4 protein-coding genes are annotated in these 7,168 nt (G+C 39.1%); all 4 read left to right on the top strand.

Translation table 11 applies throughout. The features are described from left to right. The first annotated feature begins 285 nt into the window (after nt 1–285). The 4 genes from ABES03_RS25750 (at nt 286) to ABES03_RS25765 (ending at nt 7,120) form a co-directional block, all read left to right on the top strand. Nucleotides 286–2,097 (top strand): TIGR04190 family B12-binding domain/radical SAM domain protein, encoded by a 1,812-nt coding sequence (locus ABES03_RS25750; protein ID WP_430122072.1) that lies wholly within the window; start codon nt 286–288, stop codon nt 2,095–2,097. A 365-nt stretch (nt 2,098–2,462) separates the two neighbouring features. Further along, complete coding sequence (locus ABES03_RS25755; RefSeq protein WP_007083969.1) at nt 2,463–2,663, top strand: cold-shock protein; 201 nt, start codon at nt 2,463–2,465, stop codon at nt 2,661–2,663. 177 nt (nt 2,664–2,840) lie between these two features. Next, complete coding sequence (locus ABES03_RS25760) at nt 2,841–3,986, top strand: exonuclease SbcCD subunit D (RefSeq protein ID WP_430122075.1); 1,146 nt, start codon at nt 2,841–2,843, stop codon at nt 3,984–3,986. Then, nucleotides 3,983–7,120 (top strand): AAA family ATPase, encoded by a 3,138-nt coding sequence (locus ABES03_RS25765; RefSeq protein WP_430122077.1) that lies wholly within the window; start codon nt 3,983–3,985, stop codon nt 7,118–7,120. Before ABES03_RS25760 ends, ABES03_RS25765 begins: the two co-directional genes overlap by 4 nt. Nucleotides 7,121–7,168 lie beyond the last annotated feature (48 nt).

A 7,168-nucleotide genomic window follows, 5' to 3' on the forward strand; every position in this document is an offset into this window, starting at 1 on the left:
GGCAAGAGAAAAAGTACCGGACTGGTAAATAGAAGAAGGTTCTAATGCCCCGCGACAAGGTTGCCCTGCTACTATAGGTAAGAACTTTTGTAGGCTTAAGGGTGACTACTGTGCCCCGCAAGCCAATCTACCAGTCTTCTTGATCGGTGCTGACCAAGGTACTTGCACTTTTCTGATTAGAGAAAAAAATCTCTATTTTGTAATAATTTACACCTGTTTTTTACAAATATTAGATTACTATTAAGATGTAGCCAAATAAAGTCATTTTAGGAAGGTGATTCAAAGATGTATGACTTGGTATTGCTGCATCCCCCAACTGTATATGATTTTCGAAAGGAGATGCTATTTACAGGTCCAATTAGCGATGTCGTTCCTTCTTCTCCCGTATTTGAGATGTACCCTATAGGCTTAACAAGCATCGGAGATTTTCTTGAGCGCTATGGACTAAAAGTAAAAATCATTAATATCGCCAATCGTATGTTATTAAACCCTAAGTTTGATGTAGAAAAGAAAATCAGGAAAATAAAAACAAAGGCTTTTGGCATTGACCTTCATTGGCTTCCACATGCACATGGAAGTGTAGAACTTGCAAAAATCATCAAAAAATACCACCCAGATACCCCAGTCATGTTCGGCGGACTTTCCAGTACTTATTTTCACAAAGAACTCATACAATATCCGTTTATTGATTTTGTTTTGCGCGGTGATACAACGGAAAAATTAATTCTCTTGCTCCTAAATAAACTAGAGGGGAAGGAAACGGACAGTTTTTTTGATATTCCTAATCTTACATGGAAAAAAGGAACTGACTATCACTATAACGATATGTCCTATGTTCCTGATAGTTTAGATGAATTCGATTTCCCAGGCTATCGATACATTATTCGGTCCGTATTTAAATATTTTAACCTACTTGATCCATTGCCCTATAAAGGCTGGCTACAGTATCCGAATACAGCAATCTTAACGTCAAAAGGGTGCACCTATAATTGTTTAATTTGCGGTGGATCGAGGGATGCCTATGAGCTAAACTGTAATCGAAAAAAACTGGTGATGAGATCACCTAAAAAAATGCTTGAGGACATAGCATTTATTCAACGATTTACACGTGCTCCCATTTTCCTGTTAAATGATATTAGGCAGGGAGGAAAGGAGTACGTTGAGGAATTCCTTACCGGGTTAGAAAAAATGAAGCTGAAGAATGAAATTGTGTTTGAATTATTTAATTATGCGGATGAGGATTTCTTTATACGTCTCCATAAGTCCATTCCAAAATACAGTATTGAATTGACACTTGAATCAGCAGATGAGGATATTCGGAAGTATAATGGGAAGCTTCCATGTTCAAATGAAAAGGTCATTGAAATGCTCCAAGCTGCCTTAAAATACAATTGTGCCAAAATTGATTTATTCTTTATGACTGGGATACCGAATCAAGATTATGAAAGTGCAATGAGAAATATAGATTTTTGTGAAATTATTCACAAGAAGTGTGACGAAGACCTACGTATTTCCTATTTTGTTGCTCCGCTTTCACCCTTTCTTGATCCTGGAAGCCCTGCTTTTGAACATCCAGAAAAGTATGGGTATAAGAAATTCTGTCATAAGCTTGAAGACTTCCGGGAGGCAATGAGACAGCCTTCGTGGAAAAATATGCTGAGCTATGAAACAAATAGTATGACAAGAGCGGAAATCGTAAGAGCCACCTATGATTCGGCTTTAAAGCTAAATGACTTTAAATATAAAAACAACCTGATTACAAAAGATGTTCATGATGAGGTAGCTGTTAGGATAGAAAAATCATTGGAATTCCTACAGCGCTTGGATAGGATTATTCTTCTACCCAAATCAAAACAAAAGCAGGAAATGGAGAAAATTAAGGAAGAAGTAGAACAAATCAATCGTCACAGCATTTGTGGAAAGAATGAACTAAAGTGGGAGGTGAAAAAACTGTTTGCTGATGTCCCTTCCTTAACCTACATTGGCCTTGAATTATTAGTGAAGGATATCATTAAAGGTGTAAAGTGCAGATTCGGAAAAATCGACAGAAATATTGTTTTTACAGGGAATTCTCACAATAGTAGGATTGAAAAGTAATAGAATTTGAGTGTAGTCTTTAGTTAAATATTTTTATGATAATAATAATGTATTATTTTCCTACAAAAAGTGACAGATTACTCGTAAACAGACATGCTAAAAGAGACTTTTAACCTATGGATTATGACGAGAAAACCCTTAGAAATGTAGAATTGTGGCGGTTTGTGTCGCCCTCTCCTTTCTTGACAGTTAGGCTAATCTCATGATAAATTTTAATCAGCCGTTGCACGAGATTAGATTTATGTTACTAGCTTGTTCAAAGTTTTAATCAATGTTTGGATAAGAATATGAAAGTAAAACTATCACGTTGTAATTTGGTGAATTTTACACATGGCTTTTGTTAGCCAATAGGAGGATTTTTTCACATGAAAAACGGTAAAGTAAAATGGTTTAACTCAGAAAAAGGTTTTGGATTCATCGAAGCAGAAGACGGAAACGACGTATTCGTTCACTATTCTGCAATCCAAACAGAAGGTTTCAAAACTTTAGAAGAAGGTCAAGAAGTTTCTTTCGAAGTTGTTGAAGGAGCTCGTGGACCACAAGCTGCTAACGTAACTAAGAAGTAATTCAAACTACAACTAACTATAACAGCCCGGACATTGTTCCGGGCTGTTTTTCGTTCCTCCTTCTAAACTCCTTAATTTACCCACTTCGATAATGATTTCCAGCCTCATTGTTATTGGTATTTTGCTATAATGGTAGTATTCATAAATGTGCAGTTAATGAAAATTGGGGGGATTCAGATGAAATTTATCCATACCGCGGATTGGCATTTGGGCAAATTAGTTCACGGTGTATATATGACAGAAAATCAACGCGAGGCATTGGAACAATTTGTGGCTATTGTGGCCGAAGAAAAGCCAGATGCGGTTGTCATTGCAGGAGATTTATATGACCGATCCGTGCCTCCGACGGATGCAGTAGAGTTACTAGATGAGATTCTTTTTAAGATTAATGTAGAGTTGAAGACGCCTGTGGTTGCAATCGCTGGTAACCACGACAGCGCAGAGCGTCTGTCGTTTGGCAGCTCTTGGTATAAACACAGCCATTTCTATTTGTCTGGTAAATTATCAAACAGCTTTAGGCCAGTAAACATTAATGGAGTGAACTTCTATCTTGTTCCTTACGCAGAGCCGGGGGTGGTCCGCCAGCTTCTTGAAGACGAGACGATCCACTCCCATCAAGATGCCATGAAAGCACTTATCGGCAAAATGGAAGAATCATTAAATCCAAATGAACCGAATGTATTGGTAGGACATGCTTTTGTCTTAGGAGGCCAGACCTCAGATTCCGAGCGGATATTATCTGTAGGTGGTTCAGGTTGTGTTGGAGCGGAATTGTTTGAACCATTCTCCTATACCGCACTAGGTCATTTGCATAGCCCTGATGCGATTAATCACAACAAGGTGAAATATTCAGGTTCTCTATTAAAATATTCTTTTTCAGAAGCAAAACAAAAGAAGTCAATAAGTATCATCGAAATGGATGAGAAGGGGAATTTTACCCATCGTTACCGCTCACTTACACCAAGACATGATATGCGCGAGTTAGAAGGCCATTTGGAACAATTACTCGACCCCCATTTTTATGAAAAAGAACTAGTCCATGATTATTTGAAAATTACTCTACTTGACGAAGGGGCATTAATAGACCCGATCAATAAATTGCGCCAAGTGTACCCTAATGTTCTACATCTTGAAAGAAAAATAGACATTACTGATTTGAAAAAAAAGCAGTCGTTCAGCGCAATCCGTAGTGAGAAAAAGTCTGAGCTTGAGTTATTTGAACAATTTTACTCAGAGATAACTACGTCTGATTTTACTAGTGATAAAAAAGCGGTAATGGCAGAGATTATCGATCAAGTACTGCGTGAGGAGGGAATCAAATGAAACCATTAAAACTAACCATACAGGCATTTGGTCCTTATGCAGGCAGGGAAGAAATCGACTTTACTCATTTAGGAAATCGAACCATGTTTGTGATTTCTGGAAAAACAGGTGCCGGTAAAACGACTATTTTTGATGCGATTAGTTATGCAATCTATGGTAAGGCCAGTGGTGAGGATCGGAATGGTCCAGAACTCCGTAGTCAATTTGCCAGCGATGAACATTTAACGGAGGTTTCTCTCGATTTTTCTCTTCGGAATAAAGTTTATTCGATAACCAGGTCACCACAACAGCTAAAGAAAAAGGATAAGGGAGAAGGATATACGCAGCTAGGTGCAAAGGCCGAACTCTATAAGTGGGATGACAATGGCGAGAAAAAGCTGCTGGCATCAAAGATCAATGATGTAGAAGAGAAAATTAAGGAAATTATGCTGATTGATGCTAATCAATTCAGGCAAATTTTAATGATTCCACAGGGTGAATTCCGAAAACTACTGACTTCAGACAGTAAAGATAAAGAAGTGATCCTTCAGCGCTTATTCCATACCCAGTTATATAAAATGGTCGAAGAGAAGCTAAAAATAGAAGCAACGGATCTTAAAAAAGCGGTAGAGGATCAAGTGCAGGCACGAAACGAGGCGATTCGGCGCATCCAAGCAGTGACAAATGAGGAGTTGCGGGAATATATCGAGGCAAATAGTGTAAATGATACGATTATACTGCCACTCTTAAAGGAAGAGATATCTGGAATCGGTGAGAGGCTAGAAGAACTGAATGTCCAGTTTAAAGTTAAGGGTCTGGAACAGGATAAATTGAAGGAACAACTTTTTGAAGCGGAAGCGATTTTGAAACAGCTGCAGACTAAAGTAGATTTAAAGGAGCAAAAAGAACGTCTTGTTGCACAAGAAGCGTTATTTGCCGATAAAGAAGTGCAGGTACAACGAGCACAAAAAGCCGCGCTTTTAGCAAAACAAGAGGAGCTTTGTCACCGGTTAAAGAGGGAAGTAGATCAGCTTCAAATTAATGTTGATTCTATTAAAGCGGAAATGGAAAAGCTTGATCAATTAATGCAGCAGTATGAGCAGAAGCTCCAAATGGAACTTGAGCGAGAAAGTGAACGCCAAGCAGCCCTCAATGAAGTCAATCAATTAGTTAATATGAAGGAGGATGTCTATTCATTTGCTGCCTTGCTTAAAGAGACCACACAAAAGGATGTTGAGTTAAAGGCATCGAAAGAAAAATTGAGACAATCCGAACAAGCACTTGAACATTTGCTTGAGCATATTACTTCCCTTAACAAGCAAAGGGAAGAGATCGAAAAGGGAAAGCTTAGCTACTTAGAAAATGAAAGTAAAATGGATAAGCTTAAGGCTGAGCTTGAACGATTCGAAAAATATGAGACCTTACTTGGACGCTACAAAAAGGCTGAACAGAATTTAAGGACCATTACTAGTCGTTATGAAAATACGGTTGCCAAATTTACAGACGCCAGAGTTCTTGTTGATGAACTAGAAACGAAATGGATGCATGGGCAGGCTGCGATTTTAGCTGCAAAGCTTCAAAATGGTGAGGCATGTCCTGTTTGTGGTTCTGAGCATCACCCGACTCCAGCTCTACAGTATGAAGACGATATTCCTACCGAGGAAGATCTAAAAGCGGCAAAGGAACAGGCGGCTAAATGGGAAAGAGAAAAATCAATAGATGAAGCAAACTTTTACCAATGTCAATCCGCGGAAAAGACACAGATGGATGCAGTTCAAGAAATGCTTCAGGAAATACGATCCTATCGAGTTGATTTTTCAAATGAGGATTTATTACATGTAAAAATGGAAACGTCCACTGTGAAAAATCAGCTTGTAAAGACTCAAAGCAAACTGGCTGAACAGATACAACAATTGGACGATATAAAGGGTGTCATTGAAAAGAATGAAGCTGAAAAAAACGAGGTGCAGCTTGCTATTCAACAGTTAGTGGCTAAGGTGAACGAAGTAACTGTTGAATTTACAGAAAAGAAAACAAATTTGACAAGAATGATGAAGCTCATACCAGAGAGTCTTCGTTCAGAAGTTGAATACGAAAAAACACTCAATGCTTCACGTAACCGCTATGAGATCCTTGTGAAACAATTAGAGGAAGCTCAACAACGCTTACAGGGAGTGAAAGAAAAGCGCTCTAATGAATCAGCTAGGTTGCAAGATGCCGAGAGTCACTTCTCTAGCAAGCAACAGGAGCTTTTGACAGAACGGGAAATCTTTAAAGAAAAGCTATCAGAGCAAGGTTTTGAGAACTATGGTGTGTATCATTCTTCGAAACAATCAGAGGATGAAATTCGCAGACTAGAGGGTCAAATCCGTGGTTATCGAGAAGAGGTACGTTCGGTTACAGATCGTTTGAACGAGCTGACAGAACTTTTATCAGATGTAAAAACGCCTGATGTTGAGGGATTAAAGCTGGAGCTTACAAAACGAACAAGCGAACTGGAAGAACTAAACCAGCAACGTACGGATTTGTTTGTTAAAAAGCGTGATAATGAAGAAATATACAGCAGGGTAGTAAGTTTGAATGAACAGATGAAGGTTCTTGAGGAAAGGTATAAGCTAATTGGACATCTTTACGAGATTGCCAAAGGGCAAAATAATTTCCGAATTACCTTTGAGCGATATGTGCTTGCAGCTTTCTTAGACGATATTTTGCGCGAAGCGAATGTTCGCTTAAGAAAAATGACATCGGGTCGTTTCGAATTGCTCAGAAAAACGGACCGAGCGAAAGGGAATGCGCAAAGTGGTTTGGAACTGCTTGTGTTCGATCAGTATACTGGCCAGGAACGTCATGTTAAAACATTATCTGGGGGCGAGAGCTTTAAGGCATCCTTGTCGTTAGCACTTGGGCTAGCGGATGTGGTCCAAAATTATGCGGGCGGTGTGTCATTAGAGACGATGTTTATTGATGAAGGATTTGGTACGCTTGACCCAGAGTCATTAGACCAAGCGATTGAAGCGTTAATGGATATTCAAAGCAGCGGCCGATTAGTGGGAATCATTTCGCACGTACCGGAACTCAAGGAACGTATTGATGTCAGACTTGAGGTTATTGCGGGTCAGACTGGTAGTAGGACGGAGTTTGTGTTTATTAATTAGGAGACATTTGAGATTGCGAGAGCTTTGTGTGAGTGCCGGTCGATAAGA

Origin of the sequence: Neobacillus rhizosphaerae, assembly GCF_050477885.1 — a bacterium.
GTDB lineage: Bacteria > Bacillota > Bacilli > Bacillales > Cytobacillaceae > Neobacillus > Neobacillus rhizosphaerae_A.